This is a genomic window from Pedobacter sp. NEAU-ZC8 (genome assembly GCF_059278965.1).
This window is the reverse complement of the sequence record NZ_JCAJXC010000020.1, coordinates 15,237-38,236: the sequence shown is the minus strand read 5'-3', so window position 1 is coordinate 38,236 and position 23,000 is coordinate 15,237. Positions and strand designations below refer to the sequence as shown.

The 23,000-nt window shown below is 42.0% G+C and carries 18 protein-coding genes; 11 read left to right on the top strand and 7 right to left on the bottom strand.

The annotated features are described in order from the left end of the window. Positions 1–70 precede the first annotated feature (70 nt). Together AC5WJX_RS15060 and AC5WJX_RS15055 are read left to right on the top strand one after the other, a co-directional pair. On the top strand, positions 71–559 hold the full coding sequence (locus AC5WJX_RS15060; RefSeq protein ID WP_494485212.1) for a Crp/Fnr family transcriptional regulator: 489 nt from the start codon (positions 71–73) through the stop codon (positions 557–559). 91 nt (positions 560–650) lie between these two features. Further along, positions 651–1,037 carry a VOC family protein gene (locus tag AC5WJX_RS15055; RefSeq protein WP_494485170.1) on the top strand — a complete coding sequence of 129 codons (387 nt, stop codon included), beginning with the start codon at positions 651–653 and terminating at the stop codon, positions 1,035–1,037. Between the two features lie 359 nt (positions 1,038–1,396). On the opposite strand, the gene namA is transcribed toward AC5WJX_RS15055, so the two are convergent. Beyond that, positions 1,397–2,449 (bottom strand): NADPH dehydrogenase NamA, encoded by a 1,053-nt coding sequence (gene namA / locus AC5WJX_RS15050; RefSeq protein ID WP_494485169.1) that lies wholly within the window; start codon positions 2,447–2,449, stop codon positions 1,397–1,399. 88 nt (positions 2,450–2,537) lie between these two features. Between namA and AC5WJX_RS15045 the strand changes: the two genes are divergently transcribed. Continuing rightward, the gene (locus tag AC5WJX_RS15045) at positions 2,538–3,398 is read left to right on the top strand and encodes an AraC family transcriptional regulator (RefSeq protein ID WP_494485168.1); all 861 of its coding nucleotides are present in this window, start codon (positions 2,538–2,540) and stop codon (positions 3,396–3,398) included. A gap of 437 nt (positions 3,399–3,835) precedes the next feature. On the opposite strand, the gene AC5WJX_RS15040 is transcribed toward AC5WJX_RS15045, so the two are convergent. From AC5WJX_RS15040 to AC5WJX_RS15025, 4 genes are all read right to left on the bottom strand, one after another. Beyond that, positions 3,836–4,630 carry an SDR family oxidoreductase gene (locus AC5WJX_RS15040; RefSeq protein ID WP_494485167.1) on the bottom strand — a complete coding sequence of 265 codons (795 nt, stop codon included), beginning with the start codon at positions 4,628–4,630 and terminating at the stop codon, positions 3,836–3,838. Between the two features lie 107 nt (positions 4,631–4,737). Then, positions 4,738–5,127, bottom strand: a complete 390-nt coding sequence (locus tag AC5WJX_RS15035) for a RidA family protein (RefSeq protein ID WP_494485166.1) — start codon at positions 5,125–5,127, stop codon at positions 4,738–4,740. 118 nt (positions 5,128–5,245) lie between these two features. Continuing rightward, positions 5,246–5,767: a Crp/Fnr family transcriptional regulator gene (locus tag AC5WJX_RS15030; RefSeq protein WP_494485165.1), complete on the bottom strand. Its 522-nt coding sequence runs from the start codon at positions 5,765–5,767 to the stop codon at positions 5,246–5,248. Positions 5,768–5,994: 227 nt separating this feature from the next. Next, the gene (locus tag AC5WJX_RS15025) at positions 5,995–6,480 is read right to left on the bottom strand and encodes a hypothetical protein (RefSeq protein WP_494485164.1); all 486 of its coding nucleotides are present in this window, start codon (positions 6,478–6,480) and stop codon (positions 5,995–5,997) included. Between the two features lie 432 nt (positions 6,481–6,912). On the opposite strand from AC5WJX_RS15025, the gene AC5WJX_RS15020 reads away from it, so the two are divergent. Both AC5WJX_RS15020 and AC5WJX_RS15015 read left to right on the top strand, forming a co-directional pair. Continuing rightward, positions 6,913–7,497 carry a helix-turn-helix domain-containing protein gene (locus AC5WJX_RS15020; RefSeq protein ID WP_494485163.1) on the top strand — a complete coding sequence of 195 codons (585 nt, stop codon included), beginning with the start codon at positions 6,913–6,915 and terminating at the stop codon, positions 7,495–7,497. A gap of 116 nt (positions 7,498–7,613) precedes the next feature. Further along, complete coding sequence (locus tag AC5WJX_RS15015; RefSeq protein WP_494485162.1) at positions 7,614–9,905, top strand: glycosyltransferase; 2,292 nt, start codon at positions 7,614–7,616, stop codon at positions 9,903–9,905. Here the strand turns inward: AC5WJX_RS15015 and AC5WJX_RS15010 are convergent. Next, positions 9,844–11,325, bottom strand: coding sequence for a glycoside hydrolase family 130 protein (locus AC5WJX_RS15010; RefSeq protein ID WP_494485161.1), 1,482 nt, complete (start codon positions 11,323–11,325; stop codon positions 9,844–9,846). The two genes, AC5WJX_RS15015 and AC5WJX_RS15010, sit on opposite strands and share 62 nt — an antisense overlap. A gap of 315 nt (positions 11,326–11,640) precedes the next feature. Here AC5WJX_RS15010 and AC5WJX_RS15005 point away from each other — a divergent pair, with 315 nt between their 5' ends. Beyond that, positions 11,641–13,086, top strand: a complete 1,446-nt coding sequence (locus AC5WJX_RS15005) for a sensor histidine kinase (protein WP_494485160.1) — start codon at positions 11,641–11,643, stop codon at positions 13,084–13,086. Here the strand turns inward: AC5WJX_RS15005 and AC5WJX_RS15000 are convergent, their stop codons facing one another. Continuing rightward, entirely contained in the window at positions 13,087–15,492 is a 2,406-nt protein-coding gene (locus AC5WJX_RS15000) for a phosphoketolase family protein (RefSeq protein WP_494485159.1), read from the bottom strand. 200 nt (positions 15,493–15,692) lie between these two features. Here AC5WJX_RS15000 and AC5WJX_RS14995 point away from each other — a divergent pair, with 200 nt between their 5' ends. The 5 genes from AC5WJX_RS14995 to AC5WJX_RS14975 all read left to right on the top strand — a co-directional run bounded on the left by AC5WJX_RS14995 (position 15,693) and on the right by AC5WJX_RS14975 (position 23,000). After that, positions 15,693–16,880 carry a PAS domain-containing sensor histidine kinase gene (locus tag AC5WJX_RS14995; RefSeq protein WP_494485158.1) on the top strand — a complete coding sequence of 396 codons (1,188 nt, stop codon included), beginning with the start codon at positions 15,693–15,695 and terminating at the stop codon, positions 16,878–16,880. After that, a complete protein-coding gene (locus AC5WJX_RS14990; RefSeq protein WP_494485157.1) occupies positions 16,877–17,929 on the top strand; it encodes a response regulator in 1,053 nt (350 codons plus the stop codon). The genes AC5WJX_RS14995 and AC5WJX_RS14990 overlap by 4 nt, the downstream gene beginning before the upstream one ends. A gap of 81 nt (positions 17,930–18,010) precedes the next feature. Further along, positions 18,011–18,424 carry a lactate dehydrogenase gene (locus AC5WJX_RS14985; RefSeq protein WP_494485156.1) on the top strand — a complete coding sequence of 138 codons (414 nt, stop codon included), beginning with the start codon at positions 18,011–18,013 and terminating at the stop codon, positions 18,422–18,424. 103 nt (positions 18,425–18,527) lie between these two features. Further along, positions 18,528–19,592: a branched-chain amino acid aminotransferase gene (locus tag AC5WJX_RS14980; protein WP_494485155.1), complete on the top strand. Its 1,065-nt coding sequence runs from the start codon at positions 18,528–18,530 to the stop codon at positions 19,590–19,592. A gap of 273 nt (positions 19,593–19,865) precedes the next feature. Next, the gene (locus AC5WJX_RS14975; RefSeq protein WP_494485154.1) at positions 19,866–23,000 is read left to right on the top strand and encodes a SusC/RagA family TonB-linked outer membrane protein; all 3,135 of its coding nucleotides are present in this window, start codon (positions 19,866–19,868) and stop codon (positions 22,998–23,000) included.

Sequence of the window (23,000 nt, the reverse complement as noted above, 5' to 3'; positions counted from 1 at the left end):
ATGTATTGAAAAGAATCAATCTATCGACGGATGAACAAATACATTTCACCTCACTTTTTACCTTCAGAAAATTTTACCAAGACAGTATCTATTACAGCAAGGGGAGATTTGTAGATATGAGTTTTTTATAGTTGAGGGTTTTTTACGTTCCTTTTTTGTCGATGACCTTGGTACTGAACATACCCTCAATTTTGCTTTCGAAGACTGGTGGATTTCTGACAGCAAAAGTTTTGTACAGCTGCTGCCCTCTGAAATAAATATTATTGCACACGAACCGACAATCGTCATGCAAATTGAAAAGGAAGCTTTAGATCAACTTTATCTTGATTATCCGATCTTCGATAGATTCTGGCGAGTGCTAAATCAAAATTTCAATTTATCGCAGAGTGAAAGAGTTTTAAATGCAATTTCCATGAATGGGGCAGAGCGGTATCACGCACTTGTTGCTAAATACCCCAGGATAGAAAATCGCTCAGCGCAGAAGCACATTGCCTCTTACCTCGGAATAACTCCTGTATTCTTAAGTATGATCAGAAGACGTCATTCGAATATTAAATAATTTTAACCTAAAATCTTAAACTAGTTAAACGCGTTCTTTTCTATTAAGAAGGATATTTGTATTTCTAATCACATACTTAAATAAGATTATTATGAAATTTGATCATGCCGCTTTACAAGTTCAATATATGGACAGAGCAATTGCATTTTATATAGAAAAGTTAGCCTTTACCTTAGATCACAGAGCAATAAATCAAGAGGAACAAGAGGAATATGCGTTTATCTCCGCTGGCAATGTTCGTATTGAATTAATCCAGGATTTGACCAATGACTATACCTTGCCTATATTGAAAAAACCATTCTGTCCACATTTATGCGTCGAAGTTGAGGATTTGGAAGTAGCTGTGCGTGATCTGGAAGCAATGGAAATTCCAATACTCAGGGGTCCATTAAAGATTGAAAACGAAGAAACTTGGGTTTATTTTTCCGATCCTGATCATAATGTTCTTGAATTCATTCAGTGGTATAACAAAAAATAGTTTTTAATTACCCAGTGTCTTAAAATAACGACTAAGACAATTTCCCTGATGTCAAATACCTAATCTCAATTCATCAGCAAACAGTTGTTTCCTTGAACGATTTGAAGGAAATACTTCATGATTTCGTTCTGCCCCAATTCACGAACTCATTTTACGTGTAAAATCTCTTAAGATTATCAAAAAAAAGGGAAATAGTGATCAGATATTCCAATAGATTCTCAATACCTTATTTCCTCTACCTTAATATGAAAAGGACTCGCGGAGGTCATGTTGATATATAGATAAAAAGAAAGAGGGTGGTTTACTAACCATCCTCTTTCTTTTATAAAGCTTTTACTTACTGATAAGACAATATAAAACTAAGGGAGTAGCCATTTTGAACCATACCTTGTATACTGTACTGGTATTTCAATTTCCGTTCCTAATTGGACAGCTGCAGTTCTTGCCCAAAATGGGTCTCTTAAGATTGCACGTCCAACAAATATTAAATCTGCTCTATTGTTCTTTAGAATTTCTTCGGCTTGTTTTCCACTTTCAATTACGCCAACAGCGCCTGTCATGATTCCAACTTCCTTTTTAATTAATTCAGCAGCTGGAACTTGATAATTGGGGTAAGCGTCGACTTTGATCGGTGCAATACCACCCGAACTACAATCAACCAAATCTACTCCTTCTTCCTGCATCCACTTAGCATATTGTATAAAAGATTCTGGCGTGTTTCCACCTTCTTTATAATCAGTGCTTGAAATTCTTACAAACAAAGGGCCATCCCAATATTGTTTAACTTCCTGAATGATGCGAGATACTATTCTGTATCTGTTTTCCGGACTTCCGCCATATTGGTCAGTGCGCTCATTAGCTAACGGAGATAAAAACTCGCCCAATAAGTATCCATGTGCAGTATGTATTTCCAAAATATCAAAGCCGGCATCTTTCACGCGTTTTGCGGCTATTCCAAACTCCTTGATCACATCTTCAATTTGTTCGGCATTCAAAGCTGTCGGTGTTGGAAACCCTTCGCCGAATGGTATTGCTGAAGGAGCTAACCGGTCAAATTCTTCCCCGTCAGGAATGTATGTCTGCCTGCCGGCATGTGAGATCTGTGCACCTACCTTTGTTCCATAGCTGTGAATGAGATCTACTAGTTCACTAAGTCCCTTAACATGCCCATCATCCCAAATCCCAATATCGCCAGGACCAATCAACCCCTGTTTGCTAATCACTAGCGATTCCAGGAAAATAAGCCCGGTCTGTCCCAGGGCGCGTGATGTATAATGGGTTTTTAACCAGTCTGTAATATGTCCATCTGGTGTTGCACTGTGCATGCACATAGGAGACATTACAATTCGGTTTTTAAGCTCTACATTTTTAATTTTTATAGGAGTAAATAGTAATGGCTGAATACTTTCCATTTTGTTGTGTGTTTTTAAATTTAAAATCTTCTTTTAATTTGATAAGCAAAATTATACTTACCACATCGATTATTATAGGTACAATTCAATGATAATTAAGTATTTTTGCGGTATGATAAGGACAAATCTTCATAAGAGCTTTGAGGTCATATATGAAAACGTAACCGAATGTCCCTTAAGGGAAGTCAGATTAAATTTTTTTCAGCTCGTTTATACGGTATCTGGAACTGGCCAGTATAGCATCAATAGCCATTCTATGGCGTTTAACGAAGGTGACCTGTTTTTAATTACACCAAATGACTGCCATGAGTTTGATCTGGCTGAACCATGTGAATTCGTTGTAATGCGTTTTCAGAAAAGTTTCATTCAGGAATATTCGTGGAAAACTATTGATCACATAGAATGTCTGCTATACTACTCTTCTAATCTGTTAGGTTCGGTCATCAAAAGTGAAACTGATAAGAAAATTATCAGCACGCTTATCGAAGGAATAGTGCAAGCTGGTTCCGATGATGGTATCTACACTGAAGATCTTATGCGCAATTTAGTAAATGGCGTAATTGTGATCACAGCAAGAAATCTTTCCATCGTAAAACCGGTAGGTTTAGAGAGTAGTGCAGATAAGAAAATTATGGATATTATAGACTATATTCATCTTCATATCCATAGCCCATTGCTGTTAAAAGTTTCTGTAATGGCTGAAAAATTCGGTCTTTCGGAAACCTACCTGGGTTCATATTTTAAAAGGCTATGTGGCGAAACCCTGCAGGATTATATTGGCGCTTACCGTATACGCCTGATTGAACATCGGTTGAAGTTCAGTGATAGCCGGATCAATGAGATTGTTCATGAGTTTGGCTTTTCAGATGAAAGCCATATCAATAAATTTTTCCGGAAACACAGAGGACAAAGCCTAGCTTCTTACAGAATAACTGCACAGGCCGAATAAAAGTTGCAAATATTATCCTAATAGCCAGTGGGTATGATTTCATTTTACTTACTAAGCTGTTCTCAATGCTGCAAGGTTACTGCTATTCAATTTGAATTTGTCGGTAAACTGTGAAAATTCTGTTCCTCAATGAGCAATTGCTAGAAAGATAAACGGCAAAATAACTTCAAAGTTCACACAATAATTTTCATTAAATACTCGTCTCATTTACTATCAAAAAACGGTCGTTTCTTTGGAAAGCAAGCTACACCTCGCTAGAAAACCAGGGAATAATGATAATACAATTGATTCAAGGGGTCTTGAAACAAATAATTGAACCCTATCAAGAAGTTAAGAAGCGCACATCATAAATTCTAAGGAAGCTTGATTATACAAGGAGAGCCTATCCAGGGATAGACTAATCTTGTATAATCAAGCTCAGTTCAGATAGATCAAAACTATACGACCGGAAGTGATCCACCGTCAATGGAATAGATTGTTCCGGTGAGATATGCCGCCGCCGGTGATACCAGAAAGTGCACCAGCGAGGCTACTTCTTCAGGCTTTGCCATTCTTCCCATAGGAATACTGCCCAATTCGGCCATCATTTTATTCAATGCCTCATCTGTAGAGATACCTGTGGAGATCGCGAAATCTTCAATGAATTTTTCCATTGCAGCCGTTTTTGTTGCACCTGGAGCTACGGTAAGAACTCGGATGTTTTTACTCGCCATTTCCAACGATAAGGTTTTGCTGTAGGCATTTAAAGCAGCCTTGGATACCGCATACGCCATATTTATTTTCCATAGCGGTGTACGCGCTGCTACTGAAGAAATGTGAATGATTACTCCACTTTGCTGTTCTATCAATTGGGGCAGAAAAATCTTATCCAACCGGATTGCAGCCAATAAATTCAACTGCAGCTCATTTTCCCAATCGGCATCTGTCAGGGTCTGGTAGCCGCCTCCTGGAGCAACTATTCCCCCCACATTATTGATCAATATATCAATCCCGCCAAACTTATCATTGATCTCCTGATTGAGCATGATAACGTCTTGGTTCTTTGTTAAGTCTGCCGCAATAAAGTAATGCGGGTTTTCAGCTTCAGCCGGCTCATGCCGTGCAGAAACAATGACCTTTGCACCAGCACTTGCCAGTTGGTCAGCAATGGCCTTGCCGATACCTTTTGTGCCTCCTGTTACCAGGACTCGTTTACCGCTCAGATCTGTGTTTAAGGATTGTGTAATGTTCATGGTATTTAAACTTGTTGTTCTTAATTGTTTGTTAAAAAATGATTCACGAAGTACGCAGCGTGTAGGTAACGAGAATTGTGATCGAGGAAGTCGTTTTTCAGAATACCCTATTTTACGACTGTTGCTTCGAGTTCTACCTTAAGTGTTTCGAAAAGTGTCTTCACTTCAACAAAAGTAGCTGCTTGCTTAATTTCATTTTTGACGATCCATGCACCGAAAAAGTCGAAATAGGGAAGAAATTCTTCATGCGATGTGGTATAAACAGTCAGACGAACAATATTCTTCGCTTCATAGCCCGCCTCGCTAATCACCTGTTCAAGGTTTTGAATGGCGAGTTGCAATTGCGTTTTCATATCAGCTGAACTAGATGTTCCGTCTGCATGTACAGCAGCTTGACCGGCACAATAAAGGGTGCTTTGAACGGATTTAACTTCTACGCCTTGCACGTAGTGACGTTCGTCCTGCCATTTCCAAGGATTGATAATTCGTTTTTCCATTTTAGTTTGCTTCTTAGTTATACGCCCTGCAAATGCAGCAGCGTTGATGTGCAAAACTCTTGAAAATGGAAAGAAAAGGCTTGTGACTTAAGACACGATTTTGCTGTGACCTAAGTCACTAACGCGACAGTCTGCTTAGTGTTTCGCGGGATACACCTAAATATGCGGCTAACTGCTTTTTAGGAATGGGTTGTAACAAGGCCGGGTACTGTTTTGCCAGATGTTCATAGCGCTCTTTGGCACTCGTAGTAAGCAAAGAGAGTATTCGTCGTTGTCCTGCAAGATATCCCAAAGTTAGTTTTTCAAGAATGAAATGCTCCATTTTAGGCATGGCGGCACGGAGCGCGTAGTAGTTATCCAGAGAAAGGCACAGCACTTCTGTATCTTCTAAACATTCCAGAGATAAGGTGGCTTCCGTTTGCGTGTAGTAGGCATGAAAGTCACTGTCCCACCAATCCTCCATGGCAAAAGCCAATATATGTTGCTTCATGTTAGCATCAGTATAAACAAGCTTTAGCAATCCGGAAATTACATAATAGTGGTAGCGCACCATCTCCCCTGGTTGAACCAGAAATTGGTGCTTCTTGAAACTTTTAACAATAAAATACCTGCTTATAACTTCAAATTCTTCATCAGTCAATGATACAACTGTTTCTATATGTCTCCTGAGATTCTGGTGCATCACGATTAGATAGTTTCTATAGAAGTCATACCCGTTCCGCAGTCCAGGTTATTAGGGATTCTTCGCTCGTACATGCCTCTGTATTAAAAATAAGATCAAAGGTAACAGTTCAAATGCCTATGAAGAATATGTCTCAACCATTGTAGACATTTAGCTGAAACACATTACCCAGGAGATTGAGGATTTTAGGCGAGCGTGCCGGCTGTCCAGCCCTTACGAGCAAGCTTGCCTGAATTTGATCCACTAACCACAGCGTCCGCTACAGCTCCTGTCGCAAAAGCATAAATCCCCTTGTGAATGAGGTCAATAATTTGCTCATCTTTAGGCCATGTCCATGGTGGGGCACCAACTCCTGTTGCATTTTCAAGTGTTTGATCCGTTAATAAGCGCAGGTTCATAAATATAAACGAGCTTACCGGACCTCTGATCCCTTTTTCTGCCATCACGATTCTTACAGCTCCAAGTAAGATGCCTTGTCCCCAGTGCATTGCCCAATTCGTCCATATCTTGTCTGCACTGGAGTCAGCGCCAAGTAAGCGTCTGAGTGTATGATCAGGCACATAAGAGTTTGGCCGCTTGGTAATAACCTGTTCCAATTTTTCTGCTAATGTCATTGCAGCAACGCCTGCCGCCCCAGCAATGAGTCCTTGAATTATCAGCTTGTTATTCATACTCTGAATTTTCGTGGTTACCGCGAATATTAAGCCAATCATGCAAGCTATTTAGCTGAGATGCATCAAAAATTACCGTGCTCCATTAAAGTAAAGTTTGATTCAGACAATCCTTAATGTGCCTGGAAGCTTGAACTTCAGAACGGTAAAATCATTAAAGGAATTGCATTCTTGATATGAAGAAATTAGGGAACTTCTTGCTAATAAATCTAATTAATGTCAGGCTTATCAGACACCTACTTTAGCAAGATCAAAGATTAAGACAGCGAACCTGCCTTGGAGCAGAGCATTTATTAACACGCGTTTACATACCCCCATTTTTCAACAGGTCTTCAAGGTGATTTCGACTCCACAAAATACAACCCATTTATGTTAAATTTTGCTAAATTGAGGAGTTCGCCTCAGCACCTACTTCCTTAAACCAACCTCATCTTGAAGATCTACGTCAAAAACATGGTATGCATCCGTTGCAAGATGGTGGTAAAACAAGAGCTCAGAAGGCTTGGAATACATTATGTTGTCGTAAATCTGGGTGAAGTAGAAATCATGGAACAGATTTCAGCTGACCAGAAACAGCAGTTTGCTACTGCACTTGCCAGATTTGGGCTGGAGCTTATGGATGATAAAAAAAGTATTCTTATTGAGCAGATAAAGAATGTAGTCGTTGAACTTGTACACCATACCGATAAGGCGCTGAAGATCAAATTTTCAAATCACCTAAGCGAAAAATTGAATTACGACTACACATATTTAGCCAATTTATTCTCCGAAGTGGAAGGCATAAACATTGAACATTTTTTGATCATCCATAAAATCGAGAAAGTTAAAGAGCTGCTTGTTTATGACGAGCTTTCTTTGAAAGAAATTGCCTTTAAATTGCATTACAGCAGTGTGCCACACTTATCTAACCAGTTCAAGAAAATCACGGGGCTAACACCTTCTCATTTTAAAAAACTGAAAGACTACCGCCGAGAAGGGCTGGTTAATCTGGCAGACACAGGAAAATACAAGTCCTAACCAAATGTGAATCATACAAGTAACACAAAGAATGCTGTAAGATTTCTGCGTATTTAAATCCTATTTTACAAGTTCTGATTGGCCGTTTAATAGGCCGGTGGATTTAAATTACAAACATGATTGACAAGCTCGCTAGTCCTACACCCGAGATCCTCTACATCACCTCTTTCCCACCAAGGGAATGCGGTATTGCGTCTTTTTCACAGGACTTGATTAAGGCATTGGAAACAAAGTATGTGGATTCATTTTCTTCATCTATATGTGCTTTGGAGTCCGACAAAGAAATGCATAGTTATGCACCCGAGGTGAAGTTTGTTTTGAATACCTCAGATGCAAATTCTTACTTTGAGACTGCACTTGCCATCAATGCGAGAAGTGCAATTAAATTGGTGATGATTCAGCACGAATTTGGATTGTTCGACCCGGCGTATGAAGAAGAATTCATCCAATTCCTATCGGCCCTGAACGTTCCGGTTATTATTACCTATCATACCGTGTTACCGCGACCCGACCTGCATTTCAAGTTGAAAGTAGCCCTAATTACGGCATGTTGTAGCGCTGTAATCGTTATGACTGAGAATTCAGCGAAAATTCTCCGGAATGACTATTCCATTGCAGCCGAAAAGATAACTGTTATTCCGCATGGAGTACACCTGGTTCCACACTCTAATAGAAACGCGCTGAAAGTAAAATATGATCTGACAGGTCGAACCATCCTGTCGACCTTTGGGTTGATCAGCACGGGAAAAAGTATTGAAACAACCCTGGCAGCATTACCCGGCATCATAGAACAGCATCCGGATGTTCTTTTCCTGATTATTGGCAAAACACATCCCACGGTACTGAAGCACGATGGCGAAAGCTATCGTAATATGCTGCAGCAAAAGGTGGAAGAATTAAAACTACACCATCATGTACGCTTTATAAATTATTATTTACCATTAACGGAGCTGCTTGAGTATTTACAGCTAACCGATATCTATCTGTTTACATCCAAAGATCCTAATCAGGCTGTTAGCGGAACCTTTTCTTATGCGATTAGCTGTGGTTGTCCGATAATATCGACACCTATGCCACATGCAGTTGAGGTACTAAAAGATGATGCCGGAATAATCTTAGACTTTCAAGATTCAAGTCAATTAATGAAAGCGGTAAATTGTCTTTTGGCAGATGAAAACTTAAGAAATACCTACAGCAACAACGGTCTCCAAAAGATTGTTGCCAGTGCCTGGCAGAATGTCTCCCTCTCACATGCAAATCTTTTTGCAAGATATTACGATGGTTTAAACCTGCAGTTCCGTATGCCCAGCATTGATTTGCAGTTTGTAAAACATCTGACCGGGCCCTTAGGAATCATTCAATTTTCAAAGATTGATGCGCCTGATATTAGTTCAGGATACACCCTTGATGATAATGCCCGTGCATTGGTGGCATTAACCATGGATTTTGAACTTACAAAAAATGTTGGGCATATCCCATTTATTACCTTGTACTTGGACTTCATCGGCTTTTGCCAGCAGCATGATGGTTCTTTCCTGAATTACGTTGATGAGGAAAGGAAATTCACACCTCAAAACAATGAAACCAACCTGGAGGATTCCAATGGAAGAGCACTATGGGCTTTAGGAATTCTTATTGCGCAACGTACCATTCTGCCACAAACGTTAATTGAAAAGGCCAATACCATCTTTGACCGGGCGCTTCCTCAAATTGCCAAAAGGCATTCTACCCGATCTATGGCGTTTTCACTGAAAGGGCTCTGCTATTATAATCATAACAGGGCGGCAAAGGAACATTTAGATCTGATAAATACGCTTGCAAACAGGCTGGTTGAAATGTACAAACATGAAGGAGAGTTATCATGGGAATGGTTTGAGAGTTATCTTACCTATGGCAACAGCATATTACCTGAATCGTTGTTATGCGCATACGAATTAACGAATCGTTTGAAATACAAGGAGATCGCACAATGCTCATTCGCTTTTCTTCTTAACCAGACCTTTGATGACACCGGAATTAAGGTCATTTCAAATCAGGAGTGGCTGCAAAAAGGAAAAGTTTCCGCACGCTTCGGAGAGCAACCCATTGATGTGGCCTACACGGTTCTGGCACTCGACCGGTTTTATCAGGTGTTTAAAGATGATGCCTATCTGCAAAAGATGAACATCGCTTTCCAATGGTTTCTTGGTAGAAACCACCTACAGCAGATCATATACAATCCCTGTACGGGCGGTTGCTATGACGGCCTCGAACAGTTTCAGATCAATTTGAATCAGGGTGCAGAATCTACCGTTAGCTATTTGATGGCCAGGTTAACTATGGAAAAGTATCAAATGCAATACGACACTAATTCTTGCCTTGATGGTCTTTGTTTAATTTCAGACGATCAAGTAAAGATTGAAGGTTAACACTGGCAAAGGAAGAACAATAATCAGATAATCCATAAGGGATAATTAATGCGCCATTATTGATTATAGAGCCGCAGGAGTAAACGACGTTTGGGACGTAACCTACCCGCTCATCCGGATTCGGGATCAACAGCGGCTCATCTAGGCGACCAATTTCAATGGATGGATCATCGATATCAAGCAGGCAAGCACTGATGCAGTAGCGCCTCATCGGGCCCACAGCGTGGGTAATAACAAGCCATCCATCGATGGTTTCTATTGGTGAGCCACAATTACCGATTTGGACGAATTCCCAGCTATACTTAGTTTGCTGCAGCTTAATTGGATTTTCCCAGACGTTGATATTGTCTGAATACATCACATAGTTATTGCAGCCATCTATTCTGGATAGCATAACATATTTTCCATTTATCTTTCTCGGAAAGAGCGCTAGATTTTTGTTTTGTGCGCCCGCGCCAAACAGTGGACCAATCGTAAAGCTGTAAAAATCCTTGGTTTTCAAAAGTTTAGGCATGATCACCAATCCGTCGAATGCAGTATAGGTAGCGTAATACATGATGGTGCCATCATCCTCAACAAACTTTACAAACCGGGCATCTTCAATGCCTTTTCGTTCGAACTCTGAAATTGGAAAAATCACTCGATCGGATATATCTGTATCCTGTGAAAACGTGATCTGATAATAGGAGTCTGAGAGCCATAAAACGCGCTCCAAATCCGAATCTTTCAATGGATCTGGTTCATTCTGTTGGGATTCCAGAATGATGCTTCTTAAGGTTAGATAATCAAAGGAACTCGTCAGTTTAGCATTTAACTCCGCCACAACCACATTGCTGATCCTGGATATTAAAGCTCTTTCAAGGAACAGCTCTTTGCTGTATGTAGCATTCTGTACGATCTCCGCTTCATCAATGTAGTTACCGGAGGGAATGACATGTATATTGTTGTTTTTGTCAATGAGGGCACGTCGGAATACAATAGATGAAATATGACCTTCTCCAACAGCCCTGAAGCTGACAATGAGCCGTCGTTCACCATCCTCAAGCTCCGTCTGATCAGGATCTTCCACAATAGACGGATTAAAAAAAGCAGCGGATTCAATCGAGTATTCGTGCGTGAAGTAGGACGCAATCAGCAGCTTTGTATTATGTTTCAACAATGAAGTGTCGATCTGAAGTGCATCAAACAGTGATTTTAGCTTATTGAAGTGCTTTAATAGCAGCTTTGTAATGCTTCTGTGGCGCTTGGAAAAATCCTGGAGCAGTGGTGACAAAATGGTAAACACCTGTTCGTCAGTTAGCTCAAGCACCTTTGCAATTACATGCTTGCCACGTTCTTCTCCATTAAAAAAGAATCGGGCGATTACGCGTTTAGGGTCTGGATATACCTTTATTGGTTTTCGTTCTATTGTTAATCTCATTTGATAGGTTAGATGCAACACAGCAATTAAGCTGCCTGGTCATTGAAGCCCGTTTAATCTACGTGATTTCGGTTGCCCATAATTACATCGTACGAGAGAAGACTTACATAATCACCACAAATTGACGCGCTAAGCTAGAGAAGGCAAACAATACGCACACGCTTGTCATTAAACTCCTCACCTTAAGACTTTATACCGGATGTCCTCAATTTGTAGGTATCTTTAGTCGCGGTGCATTACACACACAATCGTTCTTTGTTATTTCACAGAGCCAAGCCGTATTCTGTTTAACAGAATTTACATCAAAGTCGCTACATGAAATGGAATAAAGAATTAAGCATTGCCAAACCATGCGCAATGTCACCCCACAAGATCTTTAGTGCATTTGCTCCATTAAATCCAGGCAAACCACGGTATATCACTGCACCGAAGGGCATTGCTAAAAAACTATTTGCGAGTAATGTAACTGAATTGTACCTCATCCAGCGAACAGCTCAACTTGGAGTTGCAAACAAAGAACTCGCTTTTCAAAACACAGAAAAAGAGAAACGGGCAGCGGCCTTAATTGATCTTACAGCAGATCTGAAGTTGCAGCAGGAAGCGTTAAAAAGCAGCAACGAGCTACTCATAAAACAAGAAGAAAAGATCCGCATCGTTAATCAGGAGCTTTCGAGCCTGAATCAGGAACTGGAAAGCCGGGTGAGCGACCGTACCAAGGCATTAGCTGACAGCGAAAACCGCTTTCGAATTATGATGGAAACCATTTCTCAAATTGCCTGGACAAACACTGTAGATGGTCAGGTTACCTTTTACAATAAGCGCTGGTATGATTATACCGGGCTGGATCCCAACGAGAGCAACAAAGGTGGACTTGAGACGGCAATTCACCCGGAAGATCTGGAAGATGTTCTGGATCACTACAGATCCATCAGACAAACCGCTAAAGGTGGGGAGTTACAGATCCGAGTAAAACGTGCAGATGGACTATATCTATGGCAGTTGGTGAGGCTAATGCCGGTTAGCAATGAACATGGAGAGGTACAACTTTGGGTAGGTACCGCTACAGATATACAAGCGCTTAAGTTGTTACAGCAGCAAAAGGATGATTTCATCAGTATTGCAAGCCATGAGCTAAAAACACCCATTACCAGTTTAAAAGCCTCGCTGCAACTGCTGGAGAAGAATAAAGATGTCCATTCTTCTGCCATGTTTTCTAAGCTCGTAGAAATGGCTAACAAGAGCTTGGAAAAAGTTAATGTGCTGATTAATGATTTGTTGAATGCTAGTAAAGTAAATGAGGGTCAATTGCACCTGAAGAAAAAACAATATCTTCTATCTACATCAATGGACAATTGTTGCGACCACGTACGTTTTGAGGGAAGGTTTACGATCAAAACGGAATACATTGACCATGTAGAGGTTTTCGCAGATGAAGGCAGAATTGATCAGGTCATCGTGAACTTTGTCAACAATGCCATGAAGTATGCTGCTGATTCCAAAGAGATTGTAATTAGACTAGAAAGGGCAGACAACATGGCTAAAGTTTCCATTATTGACAAAGGGCCGGGCATTTCCGCTGAAAAACTGCCGCACCTGTTTGAACGTTATTACCAGGTAGATAGTAGCGGAAGTCAATATTCAGGCTTAGGACTTGGATTATACATTTGTTCAGAAATCATCAAAAAACATCAGGGACAAATTGGCGTGGAGAGTGAAGTTGGTAAAGGGAGTATTTTTTGGTTCAAACTCCCTATAGCATAATTAGCTTGTTGCGCTTACATACCTCGGCTCCCATTTCCATTCCAAGATTTCCGGCATATCTTTCCCATGCACATTAATATAGTTCCTGTGGGTAGTTAATTTATCGAGTAATAATTGTTTGAGATAAACGCCTGGGCTCCCCGTTTGTGGCAAACGGTCTATGACATCAATCACCAGGTGAAACCGGTCCATTTCATTCAGCACCGTCATATCAAACGCGGTGGTGATGGTGCCCTCCTCCTTATAACCACGCACATGGATGTTCGCATTATTGACACGGTTGTAAGTTAGGCGATGCACCAACCATGGATATCCATGAAACGCAAATATAACAGGTTTGTTTATTGTAAATAATGCATTATAATCCCTATCGGTCAGGCCATGGGCATGCTCACTACTCTTTTGGAGTTTAAACAAATCAACTACATTAACAACCCTGATTTTTAAGGCCGGCAAGTGTTCGCGTAATATCGACACTGCGGCCAGCGTTTCCAGGGTTGGTACGTCGCCGCTGCAAGCCATAATCACGTCGGGTTCGGATTGCTGATCATTGCTTGCAAAGTCCCAGATACCAATACCACGGGTACAATGCTGGACCGCCTGCTCCATGTTAAGCCATTGTGGTGCGGGGTGCTTGCCTGCGACAATCACGTTTACATAATGATAACTACGAAGACAATGATCCATCACCGATAGTAAACAATTTGCATCAGGTGGCAGATAGACCCGAACGATACTTGCCTTTTTATTTACCACATGATCAAGGAATCCGGGATCCTGATGTGTAAATCCGTTATGATCCTGCCGCCATACGGTTGAAGTCAATAAAATATTCAGTGAGGCGATTCGCTTACGCCAAGGCACCTCCGAGGACGTTTTCAACCACTTCGCATGCTGGTTGAACATGGAATCTACAATATGTATAAAGGCTTCATAACAATTAAATAGCCCATGCCGACCGGTAAGCAAATAGCCTTCAAGCCATCCTTCGCATTGGTGCTCGCTAAGCATCTCCATCACACTGCCTTGTGCTGCCAGGTGTTCATCGTGCTCCTCGATGGGCCCATTCCATTGTCGGTTGGTTACAGCAAATACAGCATCAAGCCTATTGGACAGGGTTTCATCAGGGCCAAAGATCCGGAAGTTACGTTTCACCTGATTAAGTTTGATTACATCCCTTAGAAAGCGTCCGATTACGTAGGTATCCCCCTCACCAGCTACACCGGGCTTGTCGACGAGAGCTTCGTACCTCCTGAAATCCGGAAGACAAAGGTCACGCAACAAATTACCACCATTTGCATGAGGATTAGAACCCATTCTGCGTTTGCCATTCGGAGCAAGAGCAGCCAGTTCTGGGATCAGTTTACCTGTTTTATCAAATAACTCTTCCGGACGATAGCTCTTCATCCAGTTTTCCAGCATTTGCAGGTGCCCCGAAGGTGTTTTCGCGGAGACGGCTAGCGGTATCTGATGTGCTCGGAAATTTCCCTCAATCTGATAGCCATCCACCACTTTAGGTCCTGTCCAACCTTTTGGCGAACGAAGTATAATCATGGGCCAGCACGGCCGCTCACTCGCATCGTGCAAAGCATCATATTTTACCTGCTTAATACGATCTACAGCATAGTCCAGCGCTTCGGCCATTTTTTGATGCATTAACCCGGGGTCATCTCCTTCTACAAATATCGGATTCCAACCGTACCCCCGAAACAATTGGTCGAGCTCAACATGGGAAATACGAGCCAGGATAGCGGGATTGGCTATCTTGTATCCATTTAAATGAAGGATGGGTAAAACCGTACCGTCACTCAATGGATCAAGGAACTTATTTGAATGCCATGCCGTTGCTAATGGCCCAGTTTCAGCTTCTCCGTCACCTACAACACAGGCGACCAGCAGATCGGGATTGTCCAATACTGCTCCAAAAGCATGACTTAAGGAGTATCCCAATTCACCACCTTCATGTATGGAGCCGGGTGTTTGGGGGGATGCGTGGCTGGGAATACCGCCAGGATAAGAAAATTGCCTGAACAATTTTCGTAAGCCATCTTCATCTTGAGTTATATCAGGGTAAACTTCAGTGTATGTGCCTTCAAGATAAGTGCCGGCAACAACAGCCGGTCCACCATGCCCGGGACCGGAAACATAGATCATGTTAAGATCATACTTATTGATGATCCGATTCAAATGCGTATAAATGAAATTTTGACCCGGTGTTGTGCCCCAGTGTCCTAACAACATGTTTTTAATATGCGCTAACTCCAATGGCTTGTTCAGTAAAGGATTGTCACGCAAATAAAGTTGGCCGACACTAATGTAGTTGGCCGCACGCCAGTAAGCATCCATTCTTTGTATTAACTCCGGAGCGCATCCTTCGATTGCTATGTTTGATAGTGCAGTTTCCATTCTTCTGTGATTTTAAAGTGTATATACTGACGACATGATGTTAACAGCAAGCTATCGCTAATTCTCCAGGTTAGTGGTGTTCGGAATTCTTACGAATGGTGATGTGTATCACACATTTAGCAAAACTATTTAGGGGTTCTTTGATTCACATTGTCGATCTTTAGGTAGATATAACATTGAGGTTATACCAAAATGTTGTTATGGAAAATGCTGCATTACTAATTGCGATCATACAAAACGCGACTGATGGTATTATAACGATTGATTGTCGTGGAACTGTTGAATCCATTAATCCTGCGGCATGTAAACTATTCAACTATTTCGCTACGGAAGTCATTGGCAACAATGTGTCCATGCTGATGCCGATTACAGGCCGGGTCGACCATGCCAGGTACTTTAAAAATTATCAGCGACTTAGCAAGGTTAAACCCGGCGGCAGCGAACGAGAGATTGTTGGTTTAAAGAAAGATGGCACGCTGTTTCCATTTTGCCTTGGTTTGAGCGTGGTACAATATTCCGGGCGGAAAATTTATACTGGTTTTATTCATGATCTTACCCGGGAAAAGGATGCTGAAATGCAGCTAAAAGAATACGCCAGCCGCCTTGAAGCGGAAGTACTTGGCCGGACACAGTCACTTAATGCTACTGTAGATGCCTTGGAACAGGCTAAGGAAGAGGTTAGTATTTCATTGGAAAAGGAAAAGGAACTGGGTTTATTAAAAAGCAGGTTTGTTTCCATTGCCTCGCATGAATTCAGGACACCCTTAACATCCATTCAGCTTTCCACCTCTCTTATTGAGCAGTATGCTGAGACATCAACAACATCACTTATCGCTAAGCATATTGCCAAAATAAATAGTGCTGTTGGGAACCTGACGAGTATTCTTAATGATTTCCTGTCATTGGAAAAGTTAGATCGTGGAAAACAGGAAGTAACGGCTGACCAATTTGACCTTGTCAAACTTGCAGAGGAGATAACTGAAGATATGCAATCAATGGCCAAGCCGCAGCAAAATATCATTTATCAACATACAGGAACCATAAGCACTGTCAAATTGGACCGAAACCTCCTGAAATGCTGCGTGGTTAATCTGATCTCCAATGCGATTAAATATTCAGGAGAAAACTCTTTTATAGACTTCAATACCGAAATCGATGCAGAAGCTTGTACTATCACGATAAAGGATGATGGTATCGGAATTCCTAAAAGGGACCAAAAACATCTTTTTGAGGCTTTTTTTCGTGCCCACAACACAGGAAGTATTCCGGGTACGGGACTTGGCCTCAACATCGTTGCCCGTTACGTTGCATTAATGGGGGGAGTCATAAACTTTGAAAGTGACCTCAAACAAGGCACGGTATTCACCATTTTATTTCCGGCATCATGAGCAAAAACATCCTAATCATAGAAGATAATCAGGACATCAGGGAAAATGTTGCAGAAATCTTAATGCTTGCCGGTTATGCTGTTACTGAGGCGGCGGATGGCAAAGACGGGATTGAAATGGCTAAAAAACAGCTCCCAGACATAATTCTTTGCGACATTATGATGCCGGAGCTGGACGGCTATGGTGTGTTGTCTATTCTCAGCAGTAATGTGGCAACCTGTACCATTCCTTTTATATTCTTAACAGCTAGAACAGAACATCTGGACTGGCGAAAAGGGATGGAATCAGGTGCTGACGACTACCTGACAAAACCTTTCAATCGGACCGAACTGCTAAATGCTGTAGAGACCAGGCTGAAAAAGAAAGTTGCTGTTGAGCGCGGCTACAGTAATCAACTTGACAAGCTTCAAGCATTGATTCTTAAAAAGGATGGCTTCGCTGAGTTGAAGTCAATAATCAGGGACCGACAGACCAGATCTTTCAAGAAGAACCAAGTCATTTATTACGAAGGTGACCAAAGTGACGGACTTCACCTGCTGATTAGTGGCACGGTGAAAACGGTAAAGCAAAGTGACGGTGGTAGGGAGCTCATTACCTGCATTTACAACGCTGATAGTTACATAGGAATTAATGCTGCTTTGGCTGCAGATAACTACATAGACACGGCGATTGCAATTGAAATGGTGGAACTATGCTTTATCCCTGCCGAGATCCTGGAACAGCTGGTTACCACATATCCAGAAGTGAGCCGTTCATTCATCAGCTTACTTTCGAAAGATACCAAGTGGAAGGAAGAACAACTGCTGCAGCTGGCTTATAACTCAGTGAGGCGGAAGGTTGCTGATGCTATTCTTCGGTTGCATCGTGGGCAAACACCGGAAAAAAAAGACTTGAACATCTCCCGTGAAAATTTGGCGGCAATGTCTGGCATGGCAGCAGAAACGGTAAGTCGCACCTTGTCAGACTTTTCAAACGAGGGCATTGTAGCCAAGGTAGGCCAAATCATCACGATACTTGAGCTTCAGCGTCTGATAAAGATGAAAAACTGATGCAGATCACACCAGTGGATGTTACCGCACACTGCTACATGCTGTTTTTCCAAGTAGCTTTACATGTAAATTCATACCAACATGAAAGCCGTAGTGTACAGTACCCGTTCTTTTGAACGCGAATATCTGGCCAAGGCCAACAGCAAAAAACATGATATAACTTTAATTTCTAATGCCCTAGGGCCAGATACCATAGGCTATGCCACTGGTAAGAAAGCTATTATCGTTTACAGCACCGACAATGTTTCAGCATCAATAATTGCCCAACTGGCAAGGCTTGGGATTAAGTTCATCATTTCCCGGTTGGCCAACACCGATTTTATCGACCAGGAAGCAGCATCAGCATATGAGATATTGGTTTTCGGCATGACAGCACCTCCCCCCATAACGGCAGTAGAACATTACGGTAATGTACCATCGCCACAATTGATTGAAGTCTCGTTAAAGGAGAATGCAAATCACATCGTTAACACACTCGATGCTGTAACCAGGTAAAAGACAAAGCTCCTTAGTGTATTCCAAACACCTGTAAATCTGAAATAAACCTGCATTGAAATATATTTTTCCCTAATATTGTACAGAATTAGAATTTACAGCAGTGATAGATACTTTAGATATTAAAATAACCAAAACCGGTCAGTCTAAACTTGCTGAAACCGAGTTAACAGACCTGCCTTTTGGGAAAGTTTTCACCGACCATATGTTCGTTGCAGACTACATTGACGGCGAGTGGAAAAACTTTGAGGTGCTGCCTTACGGACCAATTGCAATGAGCCCTGCGATTTCAGCGCTTCATTATGGCCAGGCAATTTTTGAAGGCATGAAGGCTTACCGCCTTCCTGATGGTAGCATCAGCGTGTTCCGCGCCGACAAGAACTTTGCCCGCTTTAACAAATCAGCAACACGTATGGCCATGGCCACCATTCCTGAAGAGGTCTTTATGCAAGGTATTGCTGCTTTGATTAACCTGGACCGGGATTGGGTTCCAAGTGCAGCGAATAACTCCCTTTACATTCGCCCTACCCTTTTTGCTATGGATGCTGTATTAGGCGTAAAAGCTTCTGCAGACTATAAGTTTGTAGTACTTACCACCCCTGCTGGTCCATACTACAACAAACCATTGCGTGTTAAAATTGAAACCCACTATACCCGTGGTGCAGATGGTGGTGTAGGTGCCGCGAAAACCGCTGGTAACTATGCCATGTCTATGTTACCTACACAGCAGGCGCAGGCAGAAGGTTACGATCAACTAATCTGGACGGACGCGAAAGAACATAAATATGTGGAAGAATCTGGTACAGCAAACCTGATGTTCGTGATGGACAATAAGATTGTAACCCCTGAGGTTCGTGAAACCATCCTGGACGGGGTAACCAGAGATACCGTACTTGAAGTAGCGAAAAGCCTTGGGTATGGCATCGAAGAACGTCGTGTTTCTGTTGATGAAGTACTGGAGAAGATTGGTAATGGCGCACTTACCGAAGCCTTTGCTGTTGGTACCGCAGCAACCATCACTCAGATTGCGGAAATTGGTTTTAATGGAACCATTCATACGCTGAATGATCCGGCTAACCGCCCGGTTTCTGCAGCAATCGCTAAGAAAGTAAATGACATCCGTTACGGCCTGGTGCCTGACGAGTTTGGCTGGAACTGGATCATCTGATCCAACCCATCTTAAATATTAAGAAGCCGTACATTAAAGAAATGTACGGCTTCTTAAGTTTATGCCGATTAAGTCCCGGATAATATTGTCCTATATTTCGACCCAATTTAGCTTCATTGGCAATCATAAAAAACGCCGATAGAGGCTTCAAACCGCAAATACCGTAAGTATGAATGTTCAGATTAGCTCATTATGGGTTAAAATAGTACTACACTGGGCATCCTATCTACTCTTAATTTTATAACCTGTTTAAATAACCAAATTTTAAATCTTATGAATAAAATTCTACGAGCAATCTGGCTTGTGATATTGTGTTTCGGAACATTAATGTCTATGGCTCAAACGCCCGCAACCAGAACCATCACGGGGACGGTTTATGATGATTCAGGTGTCGCCCTACCAGGTGCCGGCGCCATCATCAAAGGTACCAAAACCGCAGCTTCAACAAATTCTGAAGGCAGATACAGCATTAGCGTTCCAGCAACGCCAACAGTCCTTGTATTCTCCTACATTGGTACAACTTCCCAGGAAGTGGAAGTTGCCGCAAACAGAACAACGGTTAATGTTACCCTCCGATCCTCAGCAATGGACCTGGAGAACGTTGTGGTTATCGGTTACGGAACCGCAAAAAAATCAGAGGTTACCTCTTCCATTTCATCCATTAGCGCTAAAGACATTAAAGATCTTCCCGTTTCAGGTGTAGATCAGGCTTTACAAGGAAAACTATCCGGTGTTAGTGTATCTACCAACGGTGGACAGCCAGGCGGCGGTGTTTCTGTACGTGTAAGAGGTATCACCTCGGTTAATGGAAACGAGCCATTGTATGTGGTTGATGGGGTGCCTTTGCAGACCACCAGAAACACGATTTCTCAGGATCAGTTAGGTGGTATGGGTGGTCAAACCACGCAAAGTCCATTGGCTTCGATCAACCCTTCAGATATCCTTACCATTGACATCCTGAAGGATGCTTCTGCTCAGGCGATCTACGGTTCATTAGGTGCTAATGGTGTGGTATTAATTACCACCAAAAGAGGTCAGGCTGGGGAAGGTAAAATCACTTATGAAGGCTATTATGGCTTACAGGAAGTACCGAAAAAGCTTGACATTATGAACCTAAGCGAATTTGCGGAGTACAACAATCAAGTATTAAGCGAAATCGCAACAACAAACAATACTACTTTTACACCTATTCCGGAGTTTCAAAACCCTGGCATCTTAGGTGTGGGTACCGACTGGCAGGATGAGGTTTTCAGAAGGGGCGCAATGCAGAACCATCAGTTGAGCTTCTCCGGCGGCCATGAGAAAACCAATTACTATACTGCATTAAACTATTTTGATCAGCAAGGTACCATCATCGGATCAGACTTCAAGAGATTGTCCCTTCGCTTTAACATCGATCAACAGGTAAAAAGCTGGTTTAAAGTTGGTTTAAGCTCGAACTTAACCAGGAGTAATCAACGTGTATCCTTGACGAACGGATCAGATGCAATTGTAACCATCGCAACAGCAAACAGCCCTGCTTCTCCTGTTTTTGATCAAAACGGAGGTTATGCAACAACTGTAGGCATCGGCGGCTATAACTTCGGAAACGTCCGGAATCCGATAGCCCTTGCACTTGCACGTGAAGTACGGAACATCCAGTCTAAAGGTTATGGAAACCTTTATGGCGAAATCACCTTCAACGAAAATTTCTCCTTCAGATCTGAGGTAAACTTCGACTATACTGTTGGCGACAATAGTGCTTTCCAGCCTTATATCGACAACATTCTAACCCCAAGCAGATTGGTAGAACAAAGGTCTACTAATGTTTACTATGGCGTAAGAAACTTCCTGAACTATAACCAGAGCTTCGGTAAACACAAGGTTACTGCATTATTAGGTCATGAATTCCAGGAAAGTGAATACGATCAGCTGGATGCTTCCAGACAAAATCTTGCACAGAACATTCCTGCAATTGGTGCTGGTGGAGAAGCCGGTCAATCTTTAGGCTCCTACCTGGGCGACTTCGCGATGGAGTCTTACTTTGCCAGAGCAGGTTATACTTACAATGATAAATATGCCTTAAACCTGTCCATCAGACGTGACGGATCATCTACTTTCGGACCGGATAACCGCATCGGTTACTTCCCTGCAGCATCGATTGGCTGGACCGTTACCAATGAAGATTGGGCTAAAAACATCAAGTTCCTGGATTACCTTAAAGTAAGAGCAGGTGCAGGTGCAGTAGGTAATCAGAACTCGCCTCAACAAAATGCTTATGTAACCCGTGTAAGGCTTGTATCTACCGCACCTTTCGGACAAGGTGGTATTCCACAGAACGTGGGCAACCCTGCTTTGCAATGGGAGTCTGTGAGAACTTACAACGCTGGTCTTGACTTTGGATTCCTGAACAGAAAGCTGGATGTTACCTTGGACCTTTACCAGAAGGAAACCACTAATATGATTCTTCCAAGTTCACTTCCAGTATTTACTGGTATCGGAACCGAATACAATGATATTCAGGCGCCAGTGGTAAACGCCGGAAAGATGACCAACAAGGGTATTGATATTGGCATTACGTCATATAACATGACTTCAAAGGACTTCGAATGGAGAACAAACTTTGTCTTCTCTAAATACAAGAACACGTTAAATTACTTAAACAGTCCATCTTCTACTTATCTGGAATTTGTTGAATATGGTAATGCAATATTGCTAACCAGAACCGCAGCTGGCCGTGCTGTAGGTGGATTCTATGGCTTCCAGACAGATGGCTTGTTCAGAACCATGGATGAATTGAACAATGGTCCAGATCAGGGACTGCCAGTTAGCCCTACAGGTACCTGGTTAGGTGACGTACGGTATAAAGATCTGAATGGCGATGGCAAGATTGATGATCAGGATCTAACTTACATCGGCGATCCAAACCCATCATTCACCTTTGGTTTAACCAATACCTTCAGATATAAAAACTTTGACTTATCAGTTTTCTTACAAGGAACCTATGGTAATGATGTTTTAAACTATACCAAAAGGACAACCGAGCAACTGAGCAACGTATATAACAATCAGTTGAATACGGTTAAAGACCGCTTTACACAAAGTAACCCTAATGGAGCACTTCCAAGGTACAACCAGTGGCACAACAACAACTTCAGGGTGTCTGATCGTTTTGTGGAAGATGGTTCTTACCTGCGTATCCAGAACGTGACCTTTGGTTACAACTTGCCACAAACACTGATCAGCAAAGCTAAAATTGCGAATGCAAGGGTATTTGTAACTGGTCAAAACCTATACACGTTCACAAATTACACAGGATATGATCCGGAATTGGGTGCATTTAACAGCAGCGCTACCTTCTTTAACATCGACAACGGAAACTATCCTAATCCACGCACATTCACCTTTGGTGCAAACATTACCTTTTAA

Excerpts from the sequence above, each read along its gene's own strand:
- AC5WJX_RS15055 (WP_494485170.1), top strand. The coding sequence starts at position 651 with ATGAAATTTGATCATGCCGCTTTACAAGTTCAATATATGGACAGAGCA.
- namA (WP_494485169.1), bottom strand. The coding sequence starts at position 2,449 with ATGGAAAGTATTCAGCCATTACTATTTACTCCTATAAAAATTAAAAAT.
- AC5WJX_RS15045 (WP_494485168.1), top strand. The coding sequence starts at position 2,538 with ATGATAATTAAGTATTTTTGCGGTATGATAAGGACAAATCTTCATAAG.
- AC5WJX_RS15040 (WP_494485167.1), bottom strand. The coding sequence starts at position 4,630 with ATGAACATTACACAATCCTTAAACACAGATCTGAGCGGTAAACGAGTC.
- AC5WJX_RS15035 (WP_494485166.1), bottom strand. The coding sequence starts at position 5,127 with ATGGAAAAACGAATTATCAATCCTTGGAAATGGCAGGACGAACGTCAC.
- AC5WJX_RS15025 (WP_494485164.1), bottom strand. The coding sequence starts at position 6,480 with ATGAATAACAAGCTGATAATTCAAGGACTCATTGCTGGGGCGGCAGGC.
- AC5WJX_RS15015 (WP_494485162.1), top strand. The coding sequence starts at position 7,614 with ATGATTGACAAGCTCGCTAGTCCTACACCCGAGATCCTCTACATCACC.
- AC5WJX_RS15010 (WP_494485161.1), bottom strand. The coding sequence starts at position 11,325 with ATGAGATTAACAATAGAACGAAAACCAATAAAGGTATATCCAGACCCT.
- AC5WJX_RS15005 (WP_494485160.1), top strand. The coding sequence starts at position 11,641 with ATGAAATGGAATAAAGAATTAAGCATTGCCAAACCATGCGCAATGTCA.
- AC5WJX_RS15000 (WP_494485159.1), bottom strand. The coding sequence starts at position 15,492 with ATGGAAACTGCACTATCAAACATAGCAATCGAAGGATGCGCTCCGGAG.
- AC5WJX_RS14995 (WP_494485158.1), top strand. The coding sequence starts at position 15,693 with ATGGAAAATGCTGCATTACTAATTGCGATCATACAAAACGCGACTGAT.
- AC5WJX_RS14990 (WP_494485157.1), top strand. The coding sequence starts at position 16,877 with ATGAGCAAAAACATCCTAATCATAGAAGATAATCAGGACATCAGGGAA.
- AC5WJX_RS14985 (WP_494485156.1), top strand. The coding sequence starts at position 18,011 with ATGAAAGCCGTAGTGTACAGTACCCGTTCTTTTGAACGCGAATATCTG.
- AC5WJX_RS14975 (WP_494485154.1), top strand. The coding sequence starts at position 19,866 with ATGAATAAAATTCTACGAGCAATCTGGCTTGTGATATTGTGTTTCGGA.